Origin of the sequence: Neobacillus drentensis, from assembly GCF_036965245.1 — a bacterium.
In the GTDB taxonomy this organism is placed as follows: domain Bacteria; phylum Bacillota; class Bacilli; order Bacillales; family Cytobacillaceae; genus Neobacillus; species Neobacillus drentensis_G.
The window spans coordinates 1-1,998 of record NZ_JBALPG010000200.1 but is presented as its reverse complement, the minus strand read 5'-3'; the positions used below and the strand labels follow the sequence as shown (position 1 = coordinate 1,998).

General features: G+C 34.2%; 1 protein-coding gene. It reads right to left on the bottom strand.

From position 1 onward, the window contains the following. Positions 1-65: 65 nt before the first annotated feature. Positions 66-1,943 (bottom strand): molecular chaperone HtpG, encoded by a 1,878-nt coding sequence (gene htpG / locus V7150_RS25150; protein WP_335523736.1) that lies wholly within the window; start codon positions 1,941-1,943, stop codon positions 66-68. Positions 1,944-1,998 lie beyond the last annotated feature (55 nt).

Genomic DNA, 1,998 nt, shown 5'->3' with positions numbered 1-1,998 from the left:
TTTCCTTGATCTCAGTCGAAGCGCTCCAGTCTATTCGCCGCGGAAAGGAAACTTTCGCTTTTCTTTTAAGCCATGATTTTGCAAATATTATTGGTAAACTCAACTGGATCCTCGATTGGCAAGCCTTCAATTAATAGGGCTTGGTTATATAACAAGGAAGTATAAAGTGTTAATTTTTCTTTATCTTTTTCAAATGCAGCTTTTAATGATTCAAATATATCGTGATGGACATTTATTTCTAAAACTTTGTCGGCTTTAACGTTTTGATTGTTTGGCATCGCATTTAGAATTTTTTCCATTTCGATCGATACTGCCCCATCGGTCGTTAAACATACAGGATGCGTTTTTAATCTTTTAGATACTCTTACATCCTTTACTTTGTCAGCCAGAATATTTTTCATATAGTCAAAGAGCTCTTTATTCTCCTTCTCTTCAGAAGCAGTTTGATGACTTTCATCTGCTTCAAAACCTAAATCACCGCTTGCCACAGATTTGAATTCTTTTTCCTTGTATGTCATTACCATTCTAATGGCGAATTCGTCTATTTCATCGGTGAAATATAAGATTTCATATCCTTTATCAGCGACTAGCTCAGTTTGAGGAAGCTTGTCAATTCTTTCGTATGTTTCACCTGCAGCATAATAAATATATTTTTGATCCTCCGGCATTCTTGATACATATTCGTCTAGAGTGACCATTTTCTTCTCTTTAGAGGAGTAGAACATCAGTAAATCTTGTAATTCCTCTTTATGCATTCCGTAGTCACTGTAGACACCATATTTGAGTTGTCTGCCAAAAGAATTATAAAACTCTTCATACTTTTCTCGTTCATTTTTTAATATGTTTAGTAATTCACTCTTAATTTTTTTGTTAATATTTTTTGCGATAAGTTTTAATTGGCGGTCATGCTGCAGCATTTCTCTTGAGATATTTAAAGATAAATCCTCTGAATCCACCATACCCTTTACAAAACTAAAATAGTCAGGAAGTAAGTCGGAGCATTTGTTCATGATTAACACACCATTAGAATATAGCTCTAACCCTTTTTCATATTCCTTAGAGTAGTAATCGAAAGGTATTTTTTCAGGAATATATAAAATGGAATTATATCTTACAGCACCATCCACACTGATATGGATATGTTTAATCGGTTTGTCAAAACCGTAATGTTTTTCCGCATAAAAATGATCATAGTCCTCTGTTGTAAGATCCTTTTTATTTTTCCTCCAAATTGGTACCATACTATTTATCGTTTGTTCTTCTTGAACATCCTCGTATTCATCTTCACTACCTTCTTTAAGCCTTCTATCGGTAACATCCATTTTGATAGGATAGCGAATGAAATCAGAATACTTTTTGATGATGGACTTTAAGCGATATTCTTCCAGATACTCATCATAGCTCTCATCTTCCACATTCTCTTTGATTTTCAAAATAATCTCGGTACCGACTGAATCCTTTTCAAATAGGACAATTGTATAGCCATCCGCCCCCTTAGATTCCCACTTATATGCTTCCTCACTGCCTAAAGCTCTACTAATGACAGTGACTTCATCAGCGACCATAAAGGCAGAATAAAATCCAACACCAAATTGGCCTATGATATCGTGACCATCTTTTAATTCATTTTCACTTTTAAATGCTAATGAGCCGCTTTTGGCAATGGTTCCAAGGTTATTTTCTAGATCTTCCTTGGACATTCCAATACCCGTATCAGTGATTTTCAAGATTCTATTTTCTTTATCAGCCGTTACTTTTATATAGTAACTGTCCTTGTCAAAGGTTAAAGAATCATCTGTTAATGCTGTGTAATAAATTTTATCAATAGCATCGCTAGCATTTGACAGTAACTCTCTTAAAAATATCTCCCGATGAGTATAAATAGAGTTGATCATCATGTCTAATAATCGTTTTGATTCGGCTTTAAACTGTTTCGTTTCCATTAAGACCTCTCCTTTAGCTTGCAATTTATAAATAAATTTTAGCACTCTATGCAAC

Coding starts and splice junctions, on each gene's coding strand:
- htpG (WP_335523736.1), bottom strand. CDS start 1,943: ATGGAAACGAAACAGTTTAAAGCCGAATCAAAACGATTATTAGACATG.